The following is a 23,311-nucleotide window of genomic DNA, read 5'->3' as shown; positions in this document are numbered from 1 at the left end:
CTCGTTCGGCCCCGAGATCGTGTACAACGCGGCCGGACCCGGCGTGACCACCATGACCGTCACCGCGTCCTGGTCGACGCCCATCAGCCGCACCTCGGTCGTGTCCCGGAACGCGTACTCCCACGAGGAGTGGTTCTCGGTCACCGCGACCACCCCGTCGCTGGTGCTGCCCTCGCCCCTGGGCAGGTACACGCTGCCTTTCCCGGTCACGAGGTTCTGCAGTGGATGCGCCGCGCCGCCCGCGCTCACGATCGTGCCGGTGGCCAGGCCGTCGAGGGGGACCGGCCGGAAGACGCTGCCGTCGATGCTCCGGGTGAGGTGTCCCAGGACGGATCCGCCCCGGTAGCAACCGACCACCAGGTCACCTTCCGAGCCGCCCTGGCGGATGAAGGCACTTTCGGTGCGGTTCGAGATCTCGCCGCAGCCGTCCAGCCTCGTCGCGGCCACCCACCGCGGGTCGTCGGTCTTCCGCTGCATCACCATCGGCGTGCCGTTGGGGCACGTCGCGATCGCGATGATGCCCTCCGGCGAGGCGTGTGCGTAGCCGGACAGCCCGCACCCGATGTCCAGGTGCGCGATGCCGTCGTCGGTCGCCCCGAGGCGTTCGCCGCTCTCCGTGTCGACCCAGGTCACATCCGTGCTGTTCTCGGTTTCGGACGCGGTGCCGGCGTAGGGCGCGGTGACGATGTCGCTGTTGATGGACAGCGCCATGCCGCCGAGCTTGTCCAGTGTCGCGTCGGAACCCTCGGCCACCAGGGAGACGGGTTCGTCCCAGTTGGGCTCACCGGTCTCCAGCGAGATGGTCTGCAGGTTGTGGCAGAGGTCCTCGCCGTCCTCCCCGCTCGGCCCGTAGATGACGGCGCCGAGCCCGTTCTCGGTGACGGACTGGCTCATGTTGCACATGTGGCCGCCCTCGGGGAAGTCCCAGGACCAGAGTTCCGTGCCGGATTCGACGTCGTAGGCGGTCAGGCCCTGCCAGTGTCCGAACACCACACTGCTGTCCGTCACCCACAGACTCTCGAAGATCCCGGCCTCCTCCATGGTCAGTGACCAGTGGAAACCGAACTTCCCGTTGGGGCCGGCGTCCTGCGCGGACGGGTCCGGGGTCGACGACGAGGAGTCGGACCGCCACGGCGCCAGCACGATGACCGCGACGACCGCGGCGACGATCACCGTGGTCAGCGCGCCGACCACGGCGGCCCGGCGCGGCCCGCGCCTGAACGCCGGGTTCGCCAGCCCGTGCTGATGAGCCTGGGGGAGACGAGTGGCGGCGGTCGGCCGCGTGAACGGCCCGCCACCGCTGAGGTCGACCTGGTGCGCACCGAGCGCGACGGCGGTCTCCGGCTGGTCGAGGGCAGTCGGGACGACCCCCAGTCGCTCCGCCATGAGCGTGGCGACGAGCGGGACCCGGCTCGACCCGCCGACCAGGTACACGCCGGTCAGCCAGTGCACGTCCAGGCCGGCGCCGCGAGTGGTCGCCCCCAACAGCTCGACGCTGCGCCACAGGCCCGGCCGGATCAGCGTCTCCAACTCGGTCCGCGTGATCAGCACGGAACCGAACGGCTCCGGCAACGCGACCTCGGTCTGCGGATGCTCGGACAGCACCTCCTTGGCGACCCGGACGTCATCGCGCAACACGAGCGCCGCCCGCCGGTCCTCCGCCGACCGCGGGGTGACGAGCCGCTGCCACCCGTCCGGGTCCCGCTCGACCACCTGCCGGCCGAGGTGGTCGAGCAGCGCCTGGTCGATGTCCCGGCCGCCGAGGTCGGTCAACCCGGACTCGGCCAGCACCGTCAGCCCCTGCTGCCCGGCACCGACCACCGCCACGTCGAACGTGCCGGCGCCGAGGTCGTAGACCGCGAGCGCCTGCCCCGGCACGAGCACCCGCCCGGTCACCGACGCGAAGTGCGCCGCCGCCGCGACCGGCTCCGGCACCAGGCGGAGATCGGTGTCGATGCCGGCCTGCCGGGCGGCGTCGAGCAGGACGGCGCGGCGCGCGGAGCCCCACTGGGCGGGGTGGGTGAGCCGAACCTGGTCGGGCATGCTCCCGCCGAGTTGGCGACCGGTTTCGGCGACGACCTTGCCGAGCACCGCGGCGAGCGCGGTCGCCACCGGCACCACGGCGTCGCCGAGCAGGAGGTTCCCCTCGTCGATGCGGCGCTTGGGGTTGGGCTCGAACCGGGCGGGCGCCGTTCTCGCCAGGCGGAGCGCCTCCCGGCCGGCCACCAGCCGTCCCCCGTCCGCGGCGAACACCGCGGACGGCATCGTCGAGGCACCGTCCACATCGACCACCCGAGGCGGCCTGCCGTGGGCGGACAGCACCGCCACGGTGTTGGACGTTCCGAGGTCGATGGACAGAACGCGCACGACCCCACCGGCCCACGCCTCACCCGAGCCGGAAACCCCGCCCGGCCCATTGGTACTCACTCCTGGCTCCCCTTCCCGACGTCGCCGCGCGCCGGCGACCCGAGCCGCATGATCGAGTCCGGGGAGTACGTGACGCCAGGCCACGAACCGGCCATCGGTGGCCGGTGGTGGCGTCAGTCGATCGCGGGTTCTGGACGCCGCCACCGGAAGGGGTCGTCCTCCAGCGCGGAGCGGTCCCAGCGGCCGCGGTTCGCGGCGGCTTCGTAGGTGGTGTGGAGGAACTCGGCGACGGCGCGGTCGGGGTCGGGCGCGGCGCGGGCGACCTCGTAGGGCAGCAGGAACTGCTGGAACTCGGTACTGAAGTACGCGCCTTCCGGGCCGATCGGCTGGTCGGCGAACCCGTCGGGTTCGGGGTAGGCGTAGGAGTAGAAGGCGCCTTCATCGCCACCGCCGGGCCAGAACCCGCAGCTGGACAGTTCCCGGGAGTAGCCCTCAACCATGACCCAGTCCCCGCAGTTGGGCACGCCGCCGGGGTGCGGCGGGGCCGGCCGCCCGGAGAAGCGGGTGCAGGCGAGGTCCATCGCTCCCCAGAAGAAGTGCACCGGACTGGCCTTGCCGACGAAGTGCGACCGGAACTCGCCGATCACCCGGTTCGCCTGCAGCAGCTGTCGCCAGAACAGCGCGGCCGCCTCGCCGTCGTAGGCGGTGTGTTCGTGGTCCTCGGCGAACGGGATCGCCGGCTCGACCTCGTTGGGGTGCGGCCGGATCGGTGCCTCGATCCCGAGCCGGTCGAGCATGTCGAGGACCCGGGCGTAGAACTCGGCGACCGGCATCGGCCGAAGCGGAAGGCTCCGCGTGCCGCTGTCGCTGTCGCGGATCTCGAGCTGGTGGCCGAGGAAGTCGAACTCGATCTCGAAGGCCCCCGCGCGGTGCGGGATGGCCGAGGTCGTCAACCCGCGCGGGCTGACGTACAGGGTCACCTGCCACCAGTGGTTGACCAGCGGAGCGTGGGCCATGCGGATCTTGCCCACGATCTGGGTCCACATGTGCAAGGTTTCGCGGGTGGGGGTCCAGTCCGATACCCGCAGGCTCGGCCAACTCGTCGTCGGAGGGCTGGTCATCGTTCGCACGTCCTTCGTGGCGGTCGTTGTGGTCGGTGGTTGGACTACCGGCTCGCGACCGGCCGGTCGCGAGCGCGCGCGACGGTGCGGCCGCGCGGGGAGCCGGGGAAACGCGCGAGCACGGCGCGGACCTCGTCGGCGAGGGTCGGCTCGGTGACGACCTGACGGATCGCCTCGGCCTGTTCCGGCACGTCACCGAAGGTGTCGAGGCCGAGCACGAGGTCGCTCATCGGGTTGCTCCTCATTTTGTTGACGTGTCTACGTCTATGCGACTTTCGATGACATGTCAACATCCCTGGTAGCCTTCGCGGATGGCTGAGACGCGTTGGCTCGACGAGCGGGAGGCGCGTGCGTGGCGCGGGGTGATCGGCGTGCTGCAGCGGCTGATCGCCGCGCTGGAGCGAGAGTTGGTTCGGGACGCGGGGCTGTCCGGGGCCGAGTACACGCTGTTGGTGCCGCTGTCGGAGGCCCCGGACGGGGTGGTGCGCGCGCGTGACCTCGGCCGGATGGTCGGCTGGGAGCGCAGCCGGGTTTCCCACCAGGTCAGCCGGATGGAGAAGCGCGGACTGGTCGCCCGTGAGGAGTGCGGCGAGGACGCCCGCGGGTCGATGGTCCGGCTCACCGACGCGGGCCGGGCGTCGATCGTCGCCGCCGCTCCCGCGCACGTCGCCGCCGTTCGGCGCTACTTCATCGACGCGCTCACCGACGCCGAGCTGGAGGTCATCGGACCCGCGCTCGAACGGGTCCTCGGCCGGCTCCCCGACGTGTACGCATGACCGACCCGCCGGCCTAGTTCCTGGTGCTGCCCCGGATCACGAGCGAGACGGTGCCGACGACGTGTTCCGGGGCGGCGTTCTTGTCCTCGAGCTGTCGGCGCAGCAGGCGCAGTGACTCGGCCACCATCGTGGGGCGATCGGGGTCGATGGTCGTCAGGCCGGGGGTGAGGTGCGCGGAGATGTCGAGGTTGTCGAACCCGACGAGCTGGACGTCATCCGGAACCCGCAACCCGGCATCGTGGAGGCCGGCCAGGGCGCCGATCGCGACCTCGTCCGTCACGGCGAAGACGCCGTCGATCTCCAGCCCGGCGGCCAGCACATCGGTGATCCTGGCTCGCGCCTCCGCGATCGAATAGTCCTGGAGTGGGATCACGAGGTCGGGGCGGGGATCAAGACCCGCGTCGGCGAGCGCGTCGGACCAGCCGTTCGCGCGATGGGTCGCCATCTCCTGGCGAGGCGCGGTGAGTTTGCCGCCCAGCACCGCGATTCGGCGCGCGCCGCGGGTGATCAGGTGTTCGGTGGCCAGTCGCGCTCCGGGGACGTTGCGCATGTGGACGCGGTGGTAGCGGTCCGGCACGTCCTGCTCGCCGAGCAGCACGATCGGCAGATCCGGGTGGATCCGGTCCAGGTCGGCCATGTCCAGCCCGACGGCGCTGAGCAGGACGCCGTCGTACTGCTGGAGCCGGGCGAGCGAGAGCGCGGAGAGCTCGCGTTCCCGGCTCGCGCCCGACTGTTCGACGACGAGGTGCATCCGGTCCGCCGCCAGCGCGTCCGAGATCAGGGACGCCAACTCGCCGTAGTAGTGCAGGTCGAACCTGGGCACGATCAGGCCGACCGTGCCGGTCCGCCCCGATCGGAGGCGTCGGGCGGTCAGGTTGACCTCGTAGCCGAGCCGGTCGACGACTTCCAGTACGTGCTGCCGAGTCTCGGGCCCGACGTTCGACCGGTCGTTGAGCACGTTCGACACGGTCATCACCGACACGCCGGCCTCGCGTGCCACGTCGTTCATCGTGACGGTGCGTCGTCCCATGACGGTCACTCTCTCAGCCCGGGTGCTGGAGCGTATGTCGATCAGTCACGAAACGGCGACGATGTGCGGTCCCCGGCTTGACGACGGGGTGTTTAGTCGCGACTCTGTTCCGTCGAAAGTATAACGATAAACTAGCGAAACTTTCGAAGTGCGTCGCGGCCCCTGTCCCCACCGGAAGGCGACATGACGACTACGGCGATCATCAATCTGGACTTGCCTGGTCGGGTCATCTCCCGGCACGTGTACGGTCACTTCGCCGAGCACCTCGGCAGGTGCGTCCACGGCGGGTTCTGGGTTGGCGAGGATCCGAAAGTTTCGAACGTCCGCGGCGTCCGTTCGGACGTCGTCGAGGCGCTACGGGCACTGCGGATCCCGAACCTGCGGTGGCCGGGGGGCTGCTTCGCCGACACCTACCACTGGCGCGACGGCGTCGGGCCACGCGAGCGGCGGCCGCGGATGGTGAACGGCCACTGGGGCGACGTCGTCGAGGACAACTCCTTCGGCACCCACGAGTTCCTCGATCTCTGTGAGCAGCTGGGCGCGGAGCCGTACGTGTCGGGCAACGTCGGCTCCGGCTCGGTACGCGAGCTGGCGGAGTGGGTCGAATACCTCACCCGCGCCGACGACTCGCCGATGGCCGCGTCGCGCCGGGCACACGGGCGGGACGAGCCGTGGCGCGTCCCGTTCTGGGGAATCGGCAACGAGGCCTGGGGGTGTGGCGGCAACATGCGCGCCGAACAGTACGCGTCCCTGGCCCGCCACTACTCGACGTTCGTGCGCGACCAGGGCGACAACAAGGTCTACCGGATCGCCGTCGGCCCGAGCGACGGCGACTACGAGTGGACCGAGACCATGATGCGCTCGTTCGACGACCTGGCCGCCGACCCGGACGCGCCGGCGGGGCCGTTCCAGGCGCTGTCGCTGCACTACTACACGATGACCGGTTCCTGGTCGGACAAGGGCGCGGCGACCCGCTTCACCGACGACGAATGGTACGTCGCGTTGTCCCGCGCCTCGGTCATGGCGGAGTACCTCACTCGGCACAGCACGGTGATGGACCGCTACGACCCGCACCGCAAGGTCGGGCTCGTGGTCGACGAATGGGGCACCTGGTGGAACGTCGAGCCGGGCACCGATCCGGCGTTCCTGTACCAGCAGAACACGCTGCGCGACGCCCTGGTGGCCGCGGTGCACTTCGACGCCTTCCACCGGCACGCCGACCGGGTGGTCATGGCCAACATCGCCCAGACGGTCAACGTGCTCCAGGCGGTGCTGCTCACCGATCCGGAGTCCGGCGTGCTCGTGCGCACGCCCACCTACCACGTGTTCGAGATGAGCACGGGCCACCACGACGCGGCGTCGTTGGACGTCCACCTGCGCGACGTGCCGACCGTCGAGTCGGACGGGCGACAGCTCGACCTCGTCTCCGTCACGGCCTCGACCAGAGACGACAGCGCGCTCGTCTCGCTGGCCAACCTGGACATCGGCTCCCCGGTCGAGGTCGTGCTCGACCTGCGCGGACGCACCGCACGGTGTCGAGGCGCACGGATTCTCACCGCACCGACGCCGGCGTCGCACAACACCCCGCACAGTCCGTCCGCCGTGGCACCCGTCGTGTTCGACGGCGTGCGCGAGCATCCGCGCGGCCTGCTCGTCGAGTTGCCGCCGCACTCCTACCTCGCAGCTGAACTCCAGCTGACCTGATCGCCGCGACAACAAGGGAGTCGTCAATGATGCCACGCAGGTACCGCTCCGGGACGCAGGTCGTTCTGGCAGGCACGGTCGCGGCAGCCCTCGCGCTGTCGGCCTGTTCGACAGGTCCGGAAGCCAGCGACTACCAGGAGGGCGATCCGTACACCCTCACCGTCTGGACCAACTACACCGGCGAGGCCGGTCTGGCCTGGTTCGACGGCGTGGCCGAGGAGTTCGAGGCCACGCACGAGAACGTCACCGTCGAGGCCCAGCACATCCAGAACGAGGAACTGGACGGCAAGCTCCAGACGGCGTTGAACTCCGGTGACGCACCGGACGTCTTCCTGCAGCGCGGCGGCGGCAAGATGCGGGACATGGCCGAGGCGAACCAGCTCCTCGACCTCACCGGCAGCGCGGTCGATTCCGCCGAGCTGCGCGAGAAGCTCGGCGACGCACCGTACGAAGCGCTCACCCTCGACGGCAGGTTGCTGGCCGCACCGCAGCTGGTGCAGCCCGGTGGCATCTGGTACAGCAAGGACCTGTTCCGGCAGGCGGGCATCACCGAGACGCCGAAGACGGTCGACGACCTTGCCGACGCGATCCAGAAGCTCAAGGGCGCGGGTATCACCCCGATCGCGCTCGGTGGCAAGGACGCCTGGCCCGCCGCACACTGGTACTACTTCTTCGCGCTGCGCGAGTGCTCGGCGGACACCCTGGAGGCGACGAACGAGTCGCTGGACTTCTCCGACCCGTGCTACGAGAACGCGGCCGAGGACGTCGTCGACCTGGCTGCCCTCGAACCGTTCAACGAGGGCTTCCTGAACACGTCCGCGCAGCAGGGCGCCAGCAGTTCGGCCGGCCTGCTCGCCAACCACAAGGCCGCCATGGAGCTCATGGGCTCCTGGGAGCCCGGCGTCGTCAAGGACCTCACCCCGAACCAGGAACCGCTTCCCGACCTGGGTTGGTTCCCGTTCCCGCAGGTGCAGTCCGGCCACGGTGACGCGACGGCGCTCATGGGTGGCAAGGGTGGATTCTCCTGCTCGGCCGGTGCGCCGAAGACGCTGTGCGCCGAGTTCCTCGCGCTGATGAACTCGGAGAAGAACCAGGAGAGCTTCTACACCGCGTTCGGTTCGATACCGCTGCACGTCGACGCCCAGGACGTGGTGCGGAACGACTACGACAAGCAGATGATCGAAGCCCTGAACGAGGCGACCTACGTGTCGGACTTCCTGGACACCAACTATGGCCAGCAGGTCGGCACCGTGCTGAACCAGGCGGTCGTGGAGCTGCTGACCGGGGAGACGGATCCCGCTGGGTTGGTCGCGGCGATCACCGCGGCGGCCGAGCGGGAATAGGGACGACCACGTGACCAGGAGGTCGGCTCGGAGTCGGGTGCCCTGGCGCCGGTGGGCGGAGATCGCGCTGCTCGCCGGCCCAGGGGTCGTCGTCTTCGTCACGTTCGTGATCGTGCCCGTCCTCATGGCCGGGTACTACGGCTTCTTCGACTGGAGCGGCTACGGGATCCCCACCGAGTTCGTCGGCCTGCGCAACTACGAGCTGATCCTCACCGACAACGCGTTCCTGGAGGCGATGTGGCACAACGGGTTCATCCTGGTCATGTCGCTGATCCTGCAGGGGCCGGCGGCGATCGGGATCGCCCTGCTGCTGAACCGGAAGATGCGCGGGCGCGACCTCATCCGAGTGTTGATCTTCGTTCCGTACGTGATCTCGGAGGTCATCGTCGCGATCGGGTTCAGCCTCATGCTGCACCCCACCGGGGCGGTCAACGACGTGCTCGACCGGATCGGCCTCGGTGGCCTGGCGATGGACTGGCTCGCCGATCCGGACGTCGCGATCTGGTCGCTGATGCTGATCCTGGTGTGGAAGTACATCGGGTTCGCGGTCATCCTCATGCTCGCCGGCCTGCAGGGGATCCCCGACGAGCTACGCGAGGCGGCCGCGATCGACGGCGCGTCGTACTGGCGGACGCAGTGGCACATCACGCTGCCGCTGCTCGGTCCGACCATCAGGATCTGGGCGTTCCTGTCCATCATCGGCTCACTGCAGGTGTTCGACCTGGTGTACGTGATCTGGGGCCAGTACGTGGCCGACATCGCGGGGACGTCGACGATGGCGACGTACATGGTGGCCAACGGCCGGATCTCCGGCGAGTACGGCTACGGCAGCGCCGTCGCCGTGGTGATCTTCCTGATCTCGCTCGTGATCGCGCTCGTCTATCAGCGATACGTGCTGCGCCGTGACACCGAGGGCGCGCTGACCGAAGGCGTGGCCTGATGTCCACTGCTGTCGCATCCCGCACTCGCGGTGACGACCACCCGGCGGTGAGCGGGCGAGGGAGCCTGGCCGCCTACCTGGTGGCGTTCGCCCTGGTCGGCCTCTGTCTGGCGCCCGCCGTCTACATCATTCTGGGTGGGTTCCGGACGAACTCCCAGATCATCCGGTCGCCGGCCGGCCTGCCAGACCCCTGGGAGATCGGCAACTACATCGGCGTGCTGACCGGCGAGGTCTTCTGGCAGCAGCTCGCCAACTCGGTGATCGCGGCGGTCGGCACCACGGTCGGGGTCGTCGTGCTCGGTCTCATGGCCAGCTTCGTGATCGCCCGCTACCCGTTCAAGGCCAAGCACCTGATGTACTCGCTCTTCGCCGCGGGGCTCATGTTCCCCGTCACGGTGGCGATCACCCCGCTCTACATCATGGTGCGCGACCTCGGACTGACCGACACGTTGGCCGGGGTCATCCTGCCGCAGATCGCGTTCGCCATGCCGACCACCGTGATCATCCTGGTGCCGTTTCTCCGAGCCATCCCGAAGGAGTTGGAGGAGGCCGCACTCATCGACGGCGCGAGCCGCCTCGGCTTCTTCGTCCGGATGGTGGTTCCACTGTCCCTGCCCGGCGTGACGACCGTAGGGATCCTGGCCTTCGTGGCGAGCTGGAACAGCTACCTGCTGCCACTGTTCCTGCTCAGCGACAACGATTTGTACACCCTCCCACTGGGAGTGCAGGCGTTCGCGACGCAGTACTCGGTGGACACCGCGCGCGTGCTGGCGTTCGTCTCGTTGTCGATGATCCCCGCGCTCGTCTTCTTCTCCATCTTCCAACGCCGAATCATCAGCGGCCTGACCGGCGCGGTGAAGGGGTGAACACGACCATGCGGCTCGTGGACGGGGCGCTGACCGGGGAACGCGGCTCCGCGGAGGCCGTGCTCGTCCGGCACCTCCGCCTGGTCCTCGACCACCTTGAGGCGTTCGAGGAGCGCTACCCGGACTACTTCGTGCCTGAGGACGAACCGGCCCGCCGCCCCCGGCCGGCCCGTCGCCGTCCCGGCGCCTGATGCTGGCGGAACTCCTGGTGGCTCGGCCGAGCCACCAGGAGTTCCCCGTCCAGCGACCAAGGTCACCGAGGGGCGACGTCGGTGCAGTAGACCTTCTCGTCCGGGAGCTGGCCGGTGGTCAGGAACGTCACCGTCGCCTCGTCCACGCACGTGGAGCCTTCGTTGTAGACGTAGTGCCCGCCGTTGTCCGCGCCGACGAACGCCGCTCGCTCGCCGAGGACCTCGTACAGCCCGAGGCCGTCCTCCCACGGTGTGGCGTTGTCCCTGCGGTTCTGCAGGATCAGCGTGTTGCGCGGTCCCTCGTCGGTCACGCGGACGGGTTCTTCGATCGGCTTCGGCCAGAACGCGCACGCCCAGATGTTGGCGGGCATCCCCGCGGTGAGCGGCCAGGCCGCGCGGTCCTCGGCGGTGCGGCGGGCGTACTCGTCGACGTCGTCGGACCACCGCGCGTCGCCACAGGTCAGTGCCAGGAACATGGTGGCCTGGTTGTCGGCCGGCACGCCCGGGGTCGGCGGCGGCGAGGCGAACACCTGCTCCAACACCTGGCCGTCCGCCTCGGTGAGCGTGCCGTCGGCCAGCCCGACGGCGGCCTTCCAGAACTGCGCGAGCATCGGGAGGCTCTCGTTGTTCAGCAGGAGGCTGTAGGTGACGGTGCGCAGCATCGAACCCGTCAGGGCCAGTGGGGTGTCGGGGACGGGTGCGGGGGTGCGGTCGAGGCGGTCGGCGAGTGCGAGGTAGGTCTGGGTGACCTCGTCGACGGTGTCGCCCAGCCCGAGCGTGGCGTGCTGCGCCGCGGCGACCTCGGCCGCGTCGGGGAAGCGTTCCGACATGGCCTTGCCCCAGTTGTCCTTCGCGTTGGCCCAGACCTTCGTGGGGTCGACGTTGCCCTCGAGCACCACCCGGTCGGCGCGATCCGGGAACAGTGCGGCGTAGACGGCGCCGAGGTAGGTGCCGTAGGACTGACCCCAGTAGGAGATCTTCTCCGCACCGAGCGCCGCGCGGATGCGGTCCATGTCCCTGGCCGTGTTGGCGGTGGTGAAGTACCGGAGCTTCTCGCCGGCGTTCGTCGCGCACCGTTCGGCGCCGGTGCGGGCGGCGTCGACGTTCGCGGTGATCGAGCCGTCCGCGGCCGGGTACGGGAAGAGGCCGGCGAGCGACGGGTCGTCGAGGCCGCAGCTCTGCGGGGTGCTGTGCCCGACCCCGCGCGGGTCGAAGCCGATCAGGTCGTAGGCCGCCAGCACCGACGGCGGCAGGGTCGGCGCCACGGCACCCGGTGTGTCCAGCCCGGGCAACGCCGGGCCGCCCGGGTTCAGCAGCAGGACACCGCGGCGGTCGCGGGACTTCGCCGCCGGCAGCTTCGAGACGGCCACCTCGATCTTCTCGCCACCGGGGTTGCGGTAGTCCAGCGGAACCTCCACCGTTCCGCAGGTGAGCCGGGGGTCGCGACTGGCGCCCTCGGCCAACTCCGGGCACGTGCCCCAACTGACGCGCGGCGCGTCGGCCGCCTCGTCGACGACCGGTGGTGCGTCCTCACTAGCCGCGTCCTCCTCCGCGGCGACGTCACAGGCGGCCACCGCGGCGACGGTGAGCGCCACCGCGATCACCACCTTGGCGGACCTCCGGGGGATACCGGTTCCCGCTGACCGTTGCATCGTCTTCAACGCCCTCGCCCTCCAGGTTCTCGGCGTGCCGGCGACGCCCTGTCGTCGTCGCCCGGCGACGACGACGAAACCTATGAGGAGACCGTGGCGCCACGAATCCCCTTGGCGTGGACACTTCTGTAGTCCTCACGGGGGACAGCGGCGCTCTCGGCGACGTTTCACCCGCGCGTGGCGGCCAGCTGCCAGATGGGCTTCCGCGTGCCGCCGTGGCCGTCCGTCGGCACCTTGGCCAGCGCGTCCGCCCGCGACCTGGCGTCCGGCAACGCCGCGTCCACCACCCTGGCGAACGCCTCCTGAGGGGGCGACGTGTCGTAGAAGGCCGGTCGCAGGCGCGTGATCGTCCACCTGCGACCGACCGTCTCCCGCAGGTTCCGCTCGCTGATCCGGAACGGACCCGGAATCGAGGCCGGCAGGGCCTCCGAGAAGCAGAACACGTGCAGGACCGCGCCAGGCCGCGCCGCGCGGTACAGCGCATCGAGGTACCTGTGCCGGTCCTCCTCGGTCAGGCAGTGGTAGAGCGCACTGTCGATGACGGTGTCGAACCGGTTTTCCAGCCCCGCCAGCTCGGTGGCGTCACCGACCCGGAAGTCGATGTCCAGCTCCCCGGCCCGCTCCCGCGCCTTGGCCAGCGCGCTCGGCGCGACGTCCACTCCGGTGACCCGGTAGCCCCGGGCGGCGAGGAAGATCGAGTTGTCGCCCAGGCCGCAGCCGATGTCGAGCACGTCTCCCCGCACCTCCCCGGCTTCGACGATGTCGACCAGCACCGGCTGCGGGCGCCCGATGTCCCACGGAATGTCGCCGTTCGCCGCCGAGTCGTTCTGGTACAGCTCCTCGAAGTTCAGGTGCCCAGGAGCGGAGCTTGTCGTGGTCACGCGAAATCTCCCGTCGGTGTCGGCTACTGCAGCGCTTCATCCCAGTCCTCGCCGTTGTCGAACAACGCGCGTGGCTTGGCTGTTCGTTCGATCTCGGTCAACACGCGGTCGGACACCAACGTGCCGGGCGGACAACCGTCGACCTGGGCCGGAACACCGAGGTCACGCTCCAGAACGGTCCGCAGCGCCGCGCGGGCGGCTTCGCGCTCGCGGTCGGGAACCTCGATCTGGACCTCGAGGCCGGTGGGCACCACACGTGCCCGCCAGAACATGACCTCGTGCCGCGCGGGCAACGTGAACACCGCTTGCTCGATGTCCACCTGCTGAACGAGCCGGCCGCCGACGCGGTACCCGAAACCGGCCCGGCCCAGCACCCGCACCGACGGCAGCCGCCAGCCGCACGGGCAGTCCTCGTAGGAGATCTCGACCTGGTCGGCGACGTTGTACCGGAGCAACGGCATCGCCTGGCGGTAGAGCGGGGTGACCACGAGCTGCCCTCGGCCCTGCGCGGTGATCCGTCCGCTGACCGGGTCGTACACCTCGAAGATCGCCCGGTCGGCCCACAGGTGCAGCGTGCCGTGCCGGCACTGTCCGGCCAGCGGCCCGGTCTCGGTGGATCCGTAGTCGTTGACGACCGGAACGCCCCACAGCTGGCTGATCCTGGCCTGCCGAGCGCTGCTGAGTGGTTCGCCGCCGACGAACAACGCACGCAGTTCGGGAAAGTCCGTGTCGGGCCGCAGCCCGGCGAGCCCGGCCGCGCGTGCCCACATGAGGGTCGCGGTCGGCAGTGACCAGGTCAGCGTGACCGGCAGGTCGTGCAGCAGACGCAGCACCCTGGAGGTGGGCATGAGCAACGACCGGTTGTCGGCGGGAACCACGGTCGCGCCTCTGCCGCGTGCCCCCTCCTGGGCCATGTGGCCGGTGATCATGAGTGCGTAGGGAGTGCGCACCAGCAGCATGTCCGCGGCGGTGATGCCGACCCATTTGCGGGCGTAGCGGTCCCCGACGTCGACCCAGTCCTCGGCCGTGTAGTAGGACGCGGTCGGAGTCCCCGCGCTCCCGCTGGACTCGTGGTAGGTCGCCAACCGCCGCATGGGAACCGCGAGCATCCCGAATGGATAGTTGTCGCGCAGGTCCTGTTTGGTCGTCAGTGGCAATGCCGCCAGGTCGACCCGGTTGCGCGGGGTCACCCCGGCGTCGAACCTCGCCTGGTAGAACGGTGAACGGGCGGCCCACTCCAGGGCTACCGCCAACTGCTCGTCCTGTTGGGCGACCAACGCCTCCGCCGAGTCCCACCCGCCCAGGCCGGGCGGCAGCGGATCGAGGTCGTCGGGGGACGTGGTCGCGAACTCCTGTGTCGTCACGGCTGTTCCTCTCCCAGCAGCCGGCGGGCGTTGCCGGACATCACCAGCTCCAACTGCGGCTGATCGAGTCCGAGCACCTGGATCTTGAGCAGTTCCAGGCTCGGATCCTGCATCGGGTACTCGCTGCCGAACAGCACTCGGTGGGCGCCCAGTCGCTCGACGGCGGCCATGGCCACACTCGAATAGCCGCCGGAGGTCTCGACCAGCGCGTTGTCCACGTCGCGAATCAGGTTCACGCCGTGGAAGTCGATCTGGCCGATACCGAGATGGCCCAGCACGAACGGCAGGTCGGGAAACTGGCGTGCGAGCTTGGCGAACTCGGCCACGCCGCACCCGGCGCGCTGGACGCCGACCGCGTACACCGGATGGCGGTGTGCCGCCGCGACCTCGACCAACTGGTGGACCCGCTGGTCGGTCAGCTCGACGCCGTGCACCGCGGGTGAGATCTCCAGACCTCGGAACTCCGCGGCGCGGGCCTGGTACAGCTCGACCGGGTCGTGCGGGTTGGCGAAGTAGAACGGCACCAACCGCCCGTTGGACGCGGCGCAGCCGGCGAGCACCGCGTCGTTGTTCGCGCTGGTCCGGACATGGCCTCCCTCGATCAGCTGCCGGGACAGCACATCCGGGCGGATCATGCCGGCGGCGCAGGCCACGGCGCGGTCGATTCCGTTGCGGTCCAAGGCGTTCAGCAGACGTTCGAGTGCACCCTCGGACGGCAGCAGGCGGACGTGGAAGTCGAAGACCTGTTGTGGCGCCCCGGTCATTGTTCCACGCAGAACTCGTCGATGGCGTATCCCACGTGCCGGTCCTGCGTGGGCAGGTAACCCAGCAGGATGTCCCCGGGCTCCAGTTCGGTGGAGTTGAACACCTTCCCACCAGGACCCAGCACACGGACATGCCAGTCGTCCTGGACGATCAGGTTGACCTCGGTGCCGTCCGCGGCCACCGCGTCGATGGCGAGCAGCGGCCGGGACTCGATCTTGACCCGGCCCACGGTGACCAGCCTGGTCTGGCCCTGGACATCGACCGCGAGAACCTTCGATCCCGCGCGTAGTTCGCTGAGGTAGTTGGTCCTGCTGTCGTTGCCGAGCGTGTAGGAGTGGATGGCACCCGCGTTCACCCGAAACGGCCGGGTCGGCATGTACGGCAGGGGATGGGTCTCGCTCACGCACAGCACCATTCCCTTGGAGTGCGAACCGACCAGGATTCCCTCGTCCTGGCGCAGGTAGGTGCAGGTGTCCACGCAGGCCCGCTCGCCCATGCCCACGTGGCTGGTCGAGGTCACCCGCAGTTCGACCAGTTTCAGTTCGCTCGGCGCGTCCTGTGCGGCGGCCTTGAGGGCGGCGGCCTGGCCTACGGCGTCCGGGGCCAGCAGCACACCGTCGGAACCGTGTTCGAGGACGCCGTAGATGATCTCCGCCTCCATGACGTCCTCAGCCACGGTGATGATGCTGCCCTCGGCGCCCGCGGCCGCGGCGATGACGATCTCCAACGGGATCTTCGTCGGGTCGCGGAATCGCAGCACGCTCCACTGCTCGGTGCGCGCCGCCTGGCACGCCAGTTCGAGCGATGGTGCGTCCACGATCTCGACGAAGACGCCGAACCGCACCGCCGGGTACCGCTGGGCAAGTGCGGCGGTCGTACCGTGCCGCCCAGGGTCGACCACGACGACGTCGATCGCATCGAGGTCGACGTCGTCGAGCTGTCGATGGATGTCACCGCGTGCGGCGAACAACACCCGCCGCACGGTGGGCGGCAGGGGCACCAGGTCCGCCGGGTCGTCGCTGAGGACCGCGTCGAACCGGTGGTGCAGCGCCTCCTGGATGACGGCGGCCTTCGCCTCGGCAAGTGGGCGGACGTCGAGCCAACAGAGTTTCACGGCAAGTGCTCCTCGTGCGTACGGATAATCACCCGATGTTGGTCTGCAATGAAGCCATGCGGGCCGGCGGAATGGCCTCCGCGACCCGGTGCACCGACTCGGCGACCCGGCGCGTGGCGGCCGTGGCGTCCGGTGCCTGGAATATGTTGCGGCCGACGGCGACTCCGCTGGCGCCGGTCATCATCACGCCGTCGACGTAGGACACGAGCTGGTCGAGATCACCGCGCGGGGCGCCGCCGGCGACGACGACCGGAATCGGACAGGCGTCCACCACGTCGGCCAGGTCGGAGACGGAGTTGGGCGGGGGGAGCTTGACGATGTCGGCTCCGAGGTCGGCCGCCACGGTCGCGGCGTGCGCTATCAGCTCGGGGTTGCCCGGGTCGTCGATCTTCGGCCCCCTGGGGTACATCATCGCCAGCAGGGGCACGCCCCAGCGGTCGGATTGATCGGCGACCAGCGCGAGGTCGCTGATCTGCTGCCGCTCGTCCCGCGAGCCGAGGTTGACGTGGACACTGACCGCGTCCGCGCCGAGACGAACCGATTCCTCCACCGAGGCGACCAGGTACTTCGCGTCGGGGTCGGCGGCGCACACGGTGCTGGCGCTGAGATGCACGATCAGCGAGGTGCCCGCGAACCACCGGTGGTCCACCTGCCGCGCGGTGCCCTTGTGCAGTACCACGGCGTCCGCGCCGTTCGCGGATATCTGACGGACCAGCGCGCTCAGCCCGCCCCCTCCGCTGATCGGCCCGGTGGTGACCGAGTGGTCCATCGGCACGATGAACAGTCGTTCGTCGGTGTGCTTGTGCAGGCGTTGAAGCCGTAGCTGGCGGCCGAAAGTGCCGTAGGAGTTCATGTCGATGATCCGCACAGTTTTCCGCGCACCTTGAGATTCCCTCCCTGTCACCACGGTTTCAGCAACCGCCCTTTGTCATCGCACGACGAGGCTTCCCTCTCGCCCGTGAATCCCACCTGGCAAAGCCCGGACCAGCCCATCCAGCGACGCAACGCCCGTGTGATGACACATGGTAATCAGTCGGTAACGCTGTGGAACGCGCCCAATGTGGGCCTGGTAGCCGCCGCATCGCGCACCCAAGCGCCGAGGAGGAAGTTGGCTGGCCCCTTCCGGCATCTCACCCGTCCGGGCAGTGGTGCGGACGGGGCGGTGACCGGGTGCATCAACCCAGATCCCGGCCGCGGACCGCGCGGAACACGGCGCGGGAACCAACTCGCCCTACTAACGACCACGGCGAAAGAGGATTGCCATGACCACCGGAAACCCGCGCGGCACGGACGGGTCAGAGCCGTCGCCGCCGCCATCACGACAGCGGTCACAACGGCCTTGGCCACCGCGGGCGTCGCGGCGGCCGGGCTCGTGCTGTCCGCGACACCAGCGAGCGCAGCGGACACGCTCGGCGCGTCGGCCAACCGCAACCAGTTCAGCTTCGGCGGCGGCGACCCGGCCCCGATCGCCGGTGGCGGCCAAGGCTGGCAGACGTGGGCCTCCGGCGAGGTGTGGCGGCTCATTACCCAGTTCCAGACCACCGACCCCGACCCGGATCCCGACCCCGAGCCGGGCGCCTGCCGGGTCACCGACACGGTCAACGCCTGGAACGGCGCCTCACCTCGGAGATCACGATCACCAACACCGGCACCAGCGCGGTGAACGGGTGGTCGCTGATCTTCACCCTCCCGGCCGGCCAGACGATCACCTCCGGGTGGAACGCGAACTACTCACCCACGTCCGTACAGGTGACGGCGAGGAACGTGACGCACAACCCGGGCATCGCGCCCGGCGCGTCGGTCAGCACGGCTTCCAGGCCAGCCACACCGGCGACACCGGTGAGCCGGCGTCGTTCACGCTGAACGGCGCGTCCTGCACGGTCGCCTGACGCTCCTTCCCCCAACGGCGCCGGACGCCGGCCCGACGACGGGCCGGCGTCCGGTTGTCGATCACCGCGCCGTCAGGTCGCCAGCGCCGCCTTCTCCAGCACCGCCATGAAGGCACGCGACCACTCGGGCAGATCCGGCCAGCCCCTGCACGACACCATGTTCCCGTCCACGACGTCCGGCCCGTCGACGAAGATGGCGCCCGCGAACTCCACATCCGCCTTCAGCGGCGGGAAGGCGGCCGTGGTCCGGCCCCGCAGGAGACCCAGCGCGGCCGGCACCTGCGGGCCGTGGCAGATCGTGCCGACCGGGAGCCCTCGGTCGAAGAAGTGCCGGACGATCCGTGCCACGTCGGCGTCGGTGCGGAGGTACTCCGGCGCGCGCCCGCCCGGGATGACGAGCGCGTCGTAGTCCTCCGGCGCCACGTCGGCGAACGCCAGGTCCACGGGCAGCAGGTGGCCGGGCTTCTCGGTGTAGGCGTCGCAGTCCGGCTCGAAGTCGTGCACAACCAGTTTCACCGGCCGGGTCGTCGGGGCGGAGACGACCGCCTGGTGACCGCCCTCGCGCAGGCGGAAGACCGGGTACATCGAGTCGAGCTCCTCGGCGGCGTCGCCGGTCAGAACCAGTACACGTGCCATGTCGTTCCCCTCGCGGTCAGAAACGAACAGATGACCCTCCCTCGGGAGCGCTCCCAAATACCCGCGCGCACGCCGCCGGTCGTGTTCGAGGGAAGGCATCCCACCATAGCCCGCTGTCGACGGGAGACGTCAAGAGCGGCGGACCGCACCGAGTTCTACGACGGGTCCACCGGCTCGAGCCGGACAATGGGGAACTTGCGGGACGTGCGAGTCTCGTACTCCGCGGCGTCGGGCCAGTACGCCGACCAGATGCCGTAGAGCCGAGGCCAGTCCGCCGACGTCGGCCGCACGACGGTGGTGCGCGCCCGCAGCGTCTGGTCGCCGAGTTCGATGGTCGTCGTGCCTGGTCCGGCCTCGATGTTGGCGACCCAGGCCGGGTCCTGCGGGGCGCCGCCCATGGAGCCGCACACGAGGTAGGCGTCCCCGTCGCTGGCGGCGACCAGCGGTGCGACCCGCTCGCGGCCGGAGACGCGGCCGACGTGATGCATCAGCACCAGCCGCTTGCCCTCGAAGGGCCCCCCGACAACGCCGCCGTTGGCGCGGAACGTGTCGATCACCTGGGTGTTGAAGTCCACTGCCTGCTCGGTCATGTCCGTTCCCCTTTCGTCGATGCTGGGAACGTGCTTTCCCCCGCTGGTATTCCTCAAATACCGCCGCCTGCTCCGCCAACGCGGCATCCGGCCGTTGATCAGCAGGCGCGGCACCCGCGACAACAACCAACCGGTCAGCTGGGTCGTGGAGCAGACCCTGGCCCTGCTCCACCAGTTCCGGCGCCTCGCCGAACGCTGGGAGCGCCGCACCGACATCCACCACGGCTTCCTCACCCTCGCCACCAGTATCATCTGCTGGCCGGAACCCGTCGATGACGTCGTGGGACGCCCAGATCCTGATCGTTGTGCTGCTCACTCGACGCCATTCGAATCCGGTGCACCGCGGCACGTTCGGCACCTGGGAAGTTGTTGCGGTTTCGGACGCCTTCGACGTGCGGTGAGTTATCTGGTCAGTCCGAGCGGACGCCGGTGAAATGATCGTTACGCAGAGGGACAGTGCGGTAATCGCTGCTCCAATTGCGCCGAAGGACCTACGGCGTCCCTGCTGACTCCTTGGGATTCTATCCCTGCTCTTTCGTTAGGGTTAGCAACGGTGATACCGAAATTCACATGCGGCACTAGCGCGACTATGTGCCCCCATTCGGGCGCCCGCAACTGCCGGTTCGACTCAATGTCGACGAACGGCAACCAAACTAGCCCCCAGTTTTCGTCGAACGGTGTTCATGCTGCATGTCCGATTCGTCACAAGGTGCCTCCGAACGAGTGACCTGCTGGCTCTGGAAAATTCAATGTAAAGGCAGCACCAGCGGAAGTATGTGATCACCGTGGCTACCAACACGTGAACGGCAGTGGCTCTGGCGGCTAGCTGTTGCGGGGCAGGACGTTCTTGACGCCGGTGGGGACTCGCTGGTGGCAGCAACAGGTTATTGGCGAGTTCGCCGTAGTGCTTTGCCGAGGATAGCGCGGATGTGGTTCGGGTCGGCCTCCTCGTCGTTGAGGAGGATGGCTGCGCACAGGCCGTCGGACAGGGCGACGACGGCTTCAACCGCATCGGGGTCGTCGGTCTGTGTCCGGGCAAGCTCCGCGACGTTGTCGCGCCAGCGTCGCGCTACGGGGCGCAGGGCGGGCCGGCGGGCCGCCAGGGTCGACAGCTCCCGCTCGGCGAGCGCCCGCTCCCGGCCCGGGCCGGCGGATTCGGCGATGAGGTGGGCGAGGCCGTCGAGTGGCTCGTCCTCGGACTCGATGAGTTGGCGGATGCGGTGGGTGTACTCGTCCGTGACGCTGGTCAGGGCGGCGACCAGCAGGTCGTCTAGGGTCGCGAAGTAGTACAGGGTCAGACTGGTGGTGATCCCCGCCTCCTTGGCGACGGTGCGGTGAGTGACCCCGGTGGCGCCGTCGCGGCGCACGATCGCGAGCGTCGCCTCGATAATCTGGGCCCGGCGACGTTGACCGCGCAGTTTGCGCCCATCGCCAGTGTCGTGTTCAGCCGTCATCTTCCTGCTCAACAGTCATCGCCGCTCCTGCTCGTCGCAGGCTACCGGCTCCGCCGCACGGTCGGCGTCGCCGAGGGGCCGGAGGTGTCGCAGTGTCGTAAAGCAGGCCAGCGCAGCAGCCATTACGGCGATGCCGGCTACCGCGGCGGCGGTGTTGAGTCCGCTGGTGAACGCGGCTCGTGCGTGGTCGAGAGCCCAGGCCGGCAACTGGTGCGCGAGGGATGAGGCTCCGGAGAGACTGTCGCTGTAGGTATCGGCCGCGGATGGGGACAGCTCGGACGGGGCCTCGGCCTTGCTTCGGTAGATCACGGTGGTGAGGCTTCCCAGGAGTGCAACCCCTACCGCGATGCCAAGTTCTTGAACGGTCTCGGAGAGTGCGGCCGCTGATCCGGACTTCTCCGCTGGTGCCGCCCCCACGACGATGTCGGTACCGAGTGCGGCGATGACCCCGAGTCCGAGGTAGACGAAGGCGAATCCAGCGATCACGCTCAGCTTGCTGTCGGTCCCTGCGAGGGCGAGCAGGGCGTATCCGGACAGCGACAGCGCCAAGGTGGCCGACATGATGACGCCAGGTGCCGCGCGACCGGCCATGAGCGGGGCTCCGATGGCTCCGATGAACATGGCCAGTGCGGGCGGACCCATCCACAGCCCGGCCGTCGTCGGCGAGAGGCCCGCGACGAGCTGCAGATACTGGGTGACCAGGAACATCACCCCGCCAAAACCGACCAGGCCGATCAACAAGACGGACAGGGCTGCGGAGAAGGCCCGGCTGGTGAAGAGCTTGATGTCCAGCAGCGGCTCGCTCAGGCGCAGCTGACGACGGACGAACGCGACTGCGGCGCTGCCACCGACGAGGACGGCGGCCGATGCCTGGATGTCGATGCCGTGGGCGGCCGCATGCTTGATCGCGTAGATGATCGGCAGCATCGCCGCGAGGGACAACCCAACGCTCGGCAGGTCGAGACGGCCGGCAGGGGTCCGATACTCCGGCAGCAGCGCCGGCGCAGCAGCCAGCACCAGCACCGCAACCGGCACGGCGATGAGGAAGACTGCGCCCCACCAGAAGCCGGCGACCAGTGCCCCGCCCGCGACCGGCCCGGCGGCCATCCCCAGGGCAAACATCGTTGCCCACACGCCGATCGCCAACGCCCGTTGCCGACCGTTGGTGAACATGGTGCTGATCAGCGACAGCGTCGAGGGCATGAGCGTTGCGCCGGCCACTCCGAGCAAGGCCCGCGCCACAATCAGCCATGGGGCGCTGGGGGCGAAAGCCGCAAAGGCCGACGTCGCGCCGAATGCCGCCACCCCGATCATCAGCAACCGGCGCCGTCCGATCCGGTCGCCCAGTGTCCCCATCGTGATCAGGAAGCCCGCGATGAAGAAGCCGTAGGCATCCATGATCCACAGCGTCTCCGTCGCGGTCGGATTCAGGTCCGTGGCCAGGCTCGGAACGACGAGGTAGAGCGCCGTCACATCGAGCCCCAGCAGCATGGTCGGTAGCGCCAACAGCGCAAGACCAATCCACTCGCGCCCCCCTGCGCGCGCCGGCTGTCCCATGCTCGTCACACCTCACCACCAGTAGTTGAACTATCGTACTAGTTGTACCATAGTTCAATCTATGGCAAGCGAGAAGAACAAGGTGGGACACACGGAAACGCGCCCCTCAGGGTGGAGGGCCGACGGCGACTGGTCGACAGGTGCAGAACTCGACCGATCGCTCACGTCGCAGCAGAAATGGGCATCTCCCGCGCCTGCGCGCCGAAGTGGGTCAACCGGTGGCGGCGCCACGGCGATGCCGGCTTTCAAGACCGCTCCCGAGCCCCTCACGGGAGTCCCAACGCGACACCGGCGTGGGTCATCGATCAGGCCGAGACATGGCGCCGTGGCCCGGCCGTACCGACCAGTTCCGCTGCGGGGATCGCCGAGGCGCCGGTGCCGCAACACGCGTCGAGGACCTGGGACGGAGTCGAGCCACGGCCACCGTCGCGGCGCCGATGGGGTTCCAGAGGTGGTGTCCGAGTGCGGTGAAGTCGGTGCCGGCGTCGTCGAACGCGCGGCGGGTGCCGTCCTGGCGGGGTTCAGCGGCCATAACCGTTATGATAATCGTTCTCACTTGCGGTTGGTGGGCGGGCGCTGGGCCATACCGGTGATCCTGCGCCTGGTTCCTTGTCGCGGGTGGCGACGAGAAGTAGCACTGGAAGTAGTCGTCTGACAGATTGTGGAGGTCGTTGTCATGTCGCTCGATGTACCTGCGGAGCTCCTGGAACGTGCCGAGCGTGGTGAGGTCGCCGACGCCGAGTTCGTCGCGTGCGTGCGTGACTCCCTCCCGTATGCGTGGAAGGTGATCGACGCGGTGGTGGCCGATCTGCGGGCCGGGGGCGGTGACTTCGCGGACAACGAGATTCCGCCGCCCAGTGAGGCCGAGCGCGGTCAGCTGCTGCGGGCGCTGGCCTCGGACGCCATCCGCGGCGGTCTCGAGCGGCACCACGGGGTCAAGCTGGCGTTCCAGAACTGCCACCGGGTCGCCGCGTTCACACCGGTCGCGGTGGACAGCGACCGGTACCGGGCGTTCGTCTCGCCGAGGGGGCAGCTGCTCAACCAGAGCCCGGAGCTGCGTGACTGCTGAGG

General features: G+C 69.2%; 23 protein-coding genes and 2 pseudogenes. 11 read left to right on the top strand and 14 right to left on the bottom strand.

Annotation, left to right across the window (positions count from 1 at the left end):
- Nucleotides 1-1,098 precede the first annotated feature (1,098 nt).
- The 3 genes and pseudogenes from JT362_RS01605 to JT362_RS01595 form a co-directional block, all read right to left on the bottom strand.
- Nucleotides 1,099-2,367, bottom strand: a pseudogene (locus JT362_RS01605) (Hsp70 family protein); the annotation flags it as partial.
- Nucleotides 2,368-2,540: 173 nt separating this feature from the next.
- Nucleotides 2,541-3,488: a DUF5996 family protein gene (locus JT362_RS01600; RefSeq protein WP_260189170.1), complete on the bottom strand. Its 948-nt coding sequence runs from the start codon at nt 3,486-3,488 to the stop codon at nt 2,541-2,543.
- Between the two features lie 44 nt (nt 3,489-3,532).
- Entirely contained in the window at nt 3,533-3,718 is a 186-nt protein-coding gene (locus JT362_RS01595) for a hypothetical protein (protein WP_260189169.1), read from the bottom strand.
- A gap of 81 nt (nt 3,719-3,799) precedes the next feature.
- Between JT362_RS01595 and JT362_RS01590 the strand changes: the two genes are divergently transcribed.
- Nucleotides 3,800-4,264 carry a MarR family winged helix-turn-helix transcriptional regulator gene (locus JT362_RS01590; RefSeq protein WP_260189168.1) on the top strand — a complete coding sequence of 155 codons (465 nt, stop codon included), beginning with the start codon at nt 3,800-3,802 and terminating at the stop codon, nt 4,262-4,264.
- Between the two features lie 13 nt (nt 4,265-4,277).
- Here JT362_RS01590 and JT362_RS01585 read toward each other — a convergent pair whose 3' ends face one another.
- Entirely contained in the window at nt 4,278-5,294 is a 1,017-nt protein-coding gene (locus JT362_RS01585) for a LacI family DNA-binding transcriptional regulator (protein WP_260189167.1), read from the bottom strand.
- Nucleotides 5,295-5,507: 213 nt separating this feature from the next.
- Between JT362_RS01585 and JT362_RS01580 the strand changes: the two genes are divergently transcribed.
- From JT362_RS01580 to JT362_RS01560, 5 genes are read left to right on the top strand one after another with little or no spacing between them, the layout of a single operon-like run.
- The gene (locus JT362_RS01580; protein ID WP_260189166.1) at nt 5,508-6,998 is read left to right on the top strand and encodes an alpha-N-arabinofuranosidase; all 1,491 of its coding nucleotides are present in this window, start codon (nt 5,508-5,510) and stop codon (nt 6,996-6,998) included.
- 26 nt (nt 6,999-7,024) lie between these two features.
- On the top strand, nt 7,025-8,341 hold the full coding sequence (locus JT362_RS01575) for an ABC transporter substrate-binding protein (RefSeq protein WP_260189165.1): 1,317 nt from the start codon (nt 7,025-7,027) through the stop codon (nt 8,339-8,341).
- A 37-nt stretch (nt 8,342-8,378) separates the two neighbouring features.
- On the top strand, nt 8,379-9,281 hold the full coding sequence (locus JT362_RS01570) for a carbohydrate ABC transporter permease (RefSeq protein ID WP_260189164.1): 903 nt from the start codon (nt 8,379-8,381) through the stop codon (nt 9,279-9,281).
- Nucleotides 9,281-10,147 (top strand): carbohydrate ABC transporter permease, encoded by an 867-nt coding sequence (locus JT362_RS01565; RefSeq protein ID WP_260189163.1) that lies wholly within the window; start codon nt 9,281-9,283, stop codon nt 10,145-10,147. The genes JT362_RS01570 and JT362_RS01565 overlap by 1 nt, the downstream gene beginning before the upstream one ends.
- On the top strand, nt 10,144-10,338 hold the full coding sequence (locus tag JT362_RS01560; protein WP_260189162.1) for a hypothetical protein: 195 nt from the start codon (nt 10,144-10,146) through the stop codon (nt 10,336-10,338). The genes JT362_RS01565 and JT362_RS01560 overlap by 4 nt, the downstream gene beginning before the upstream one ends.
- Nucleotides 10,339-10,400: 62 nt before the next feature.
- On the opposite strand, the gene JT362_RS01555 is transcribed toward JT362_RS01560, so the two are convergent.
- The 6 genes from JT362_RS01555 to JT362_RS01530 form a co-directional block, all read right to left on the bottom strand.
- On the bottom strand, nt 10,401-11,945 hold the full coding sequence (locus JT362_RS01555) for an alpha/beta hydrolase (RefSeq protein ID WP_260189161.1): 1,545 nt from the start codon (nt 11,943-11,945) through the stop codon (nt 10,401-10,403).
- Between the two features lie 212 nt (nt 11,946-12,157).
- Nucleotides 12,158-12,871: a class I SAM-dependent methyltransferase gene (locus tag JT362_RS01550; protein ID WP_260189160.1), complete on the bottom strand. Its 714-nt coding sequence runs from the start codon at nt 12,869-12,871 to the stop codon at nt 12,158-12,160.
- Nucleotides 12,872-12,894: 23 nt separating this feature from the next.
- Complete coding sequence (locus JT362_RS01545; RefSeq protein ID WP_260189159.1) at nt 12,895-14,235, bottom strand: AMP-binding protein; 1,341 nt, start codon at nt 14,233-14,235, stop codon at nt 12,895-12,897.
- Nucleotides 14,232-14,999: an amidohydrolase family protein gene (locus tag JT362_RS01540; protein ID WP_260189158.1), complete on the bottom strand. Its 768-nt coding sequence runs from the start codon at nt 14,997-14,999 to the stop codon at nt 14,232-14,234. Before JT362_RS01540 ends, JT362_RS01545 begins: the two co-directional genes overlap by 4 nt.
- Nucleotides 14,996-16,114 carry a 3-dehydroquinate synthase II gene (locus JT362_RS01535; RefSeq protein WP_260189157.1) on the bottom strand — a complete coding sequence of 373 codons (1,119 nt, stop codon included), beginning with the start codon at nt 16,112-16,114 and terminating at the stop codon, nt 14,996-14,998. The genes JT362_RS01540 and JT362_RS01535 overlap by 4 nt, the downstream gene beginning before the upstream one ends.
- A 28-nt stretch (nt 16,115-16,142) precedes the next feature.
- Nucleotides 16,143-16,982: a 2-amino-3,7-dideoxy-D-threo-hept-6-ulosonate synthase gene (locus tag JT362_RS01530; protein ID WP_311202652.1), complete on the bottom strand. Its 840-nt coding sequence runs from the start codon at nt 16,980-16,982 to the stop codon at nt 16,143-16,145.
- A 471-nt stretch (nt 16,983-17,453) separates the two neighbouring features.
- Between JT362_RS01530 and JT362_RS01525 the strand changes: the two genes are divergently transcribed.
- Together JT362_RS01525 and JT362_RS01520 are read left to right on the top strand one after the other, a co-directional pair.
- A complete protein-coding gene (locus tag JT362_RS01525) occupies nt 17,454-17,777 on the top strand; it encodes a hypothetical protein (protein WP_260189156.1) in 324 nt (107 codons plus the stop codon).
- The gene (locus JT362_RS01520) at nt 17,774-17,977 is read left to right on the top strand and encodes a cellulose binding domain-containing protein (protein ID WP_260189155.1); all 204 of its coding nucleotides are present in this window, start codon (nt 17,774-17,776) and stop codon (nt 17,975-17,977) included. The genes JT362_RS01525 and JT362_RS01520 overlap by 4 nt, the downstream gene beginning before the upstream one ends.
- A 98-nt stretch (nt 17,978-18,075) precedes the next feature.
- Here the strand turns inward: JT362_RS01520 and JT362_RS01515 are convergent, their stop codons facing one another.
- Both JT362_RS01515 and JT362_RS01510 read right to left on the bottom strand, forming a co-directional pair.
- Nucleotides 18,076-18,639 (bottom strand): DJ-1/PfpI family protein, encoded by a 564-nt coding sequence (locus JT362_RS01515; RefSeq protein ID WP_260189154.1) that lies wholly within the window; start codon nt 18,637-18,639, stop codon nt 18,076-18,078.
- A gap of 155 nt (nt 18,640-18,794) precedes the next feature.
- Entirely contained in the window at nt 18,795-19,229 is a 435-nt protein-coding gene (locus JT362_RS01510; protein WP_260189153.1) for a nitroreductase/quinone reductase family protein, read from the bottom strand.
- Here JT362_RS01510 and JT362_RS35535 point away from each other — a divergent pair.
- The gene (locus JT362_RS35535) at nt 19,228-19,662 is read left to right on the top strand and encodes a hypothetical protein (RefSeq protein ID WP_375546431.1); all 435 of its coding nucleotides are present in this window, start codon (nt 19,228-19,230) and stop codon (nt 19,660-19,662) included. The genes JT362_RS01510 and JT362_RS35535 overlap by 2 nt on opposite strands.
- A gap of 451 nt (nt 19,663-20,113) precedes the next feature.
- On the opposite strand, the gene JT362_RS01500 is transcribed toward JT362_RS35535, so the two are convergent.
- Together JT362_RS01500 and JT362_RS01495 are read right to left on the bottom strand one after the other, a co-directional pair.
- The gene (locus tag JT362_RS01500) at nt 20,114-20,683 is read right to left on the bottom strand and encodes a TetR/AcrR family transcriptional regulator (protein ID WP_260189152.1); all 570 of its coding nucleotides are present in this window, start codon (nt 20,681-20,683) and stop codon (nt 20,114-20,116) included.
- A 15-nt stretch (nt 20,684-20,698) separates the two neighbouring features.
- Nucleotides 20,699-22,240, bottom strand: coding sequence for an MFS transporter (locus tag JT362_RS01495; protein WP_260189151.1), 1,542 nt, complete (start codon nt 22,238-22,240; stop codon nt 20,699-20,701).
- A gap of 57 nt (nt 22,241-22,297) precedes the next feature.
- Here JT362_RS01495 and JT362_RS01490 point away from each other — a divergent pair.
- Nucleotides 22,298-22,567: pseudogene (locus JT362_RS01490) on the top strand (helix-turn-helix domain-containing protein); the annotation flags it as partial.
- Between the two features lie 349 nt (nt 22,568-22,916).
- Nucleotides 22,917-23,309, top strand: a complete 393-nt coding sequence (locus JT362_RS01485; RefSeq protein ID WP_260189150.1) for an SCO5389 family protein — start codon at nt 22,917-22,919, stop codon at nt 23,307-23,309.
- Nucleotides 23,310-23,311: the final 2 nt, after the last annotated feature.

This window comes from Actinophytocola gossypii (assembly GCF_025165815.1).
Taxonomy (GTDB): domain Bacteria; phylum Actinomycetota; class Actinomycetes; order Mycobacteriales; family Pseudonocardiaceae; genus Actinophytocola; species Actinophytocola gossypii.
This window is presented reverse-complemented; position numbering and strand designations above follow the sequence as displayed.